Origin of the sequence: Skermanella aerolata KACC 11604 (assembly GCF_000936425.1) — a bacterium.
GTDB classification, from domain to species: domain Bacteria; phylum Pseudomonadota; class Alphaproteobacteria; order Azospirillales; family Azospirillaceae; genus Skermanella; species Skermanella aerolata.
In genome coordinates this window covers 1-347 of the sequence record NZ_AVFK01000241.1, presented here as the reverse complement: position 1 = coordinate 347, position 347 = coordinate 1, and the positions used below count along the sequence as shown (strand labels likewise).

The following is a 347-nucleotide window of genomic DNA, read 5'->3' as shown; positions in this document are numbered from 1 at the left end:
TGAACGCTTCCAACGCTCAGGAGGCGCAGCGTGATGTCGTTGGCCACTACCGGCGTGCCAGAGGCATCCCACTCCACCACGGCGTTGGTCCGCCGAATGGCGCTCATGCGCATGTTGAACTCCAGCGCCTCGGTCTTGGTGGCGGTGATGTTCGCCTGGATCGAAACAAAGCGTTCCAGGCGTCCGGCGCTGTTGAACACAGGGTTGATCGACAAAGATATCCAGTAGGGTTCGCCCGCTTTGTTGTAGTTCAGAATTTCGTCATAAAACGGGGCTCGAGCGGCCAGTCTCTCGCGGATCCGCTTGACCGTTTCAGGATCGGTATGCTCGCCCTGCAGAAGTGGACC

At 59.1% G+C, this 347-nt stretch carries 1 protein-coding gene; it reads right to left on the bottom strand.

Features of this window, described 5'->3' with window-relative positions; all coding sequences use genetic code 11:
- On the bottom strand, positions 1–347 hold a 347-nt coding region (locus N826_RS39375), incomplete at both ends, for a PAS domain-containing protein (protein ID WP_044438143.1).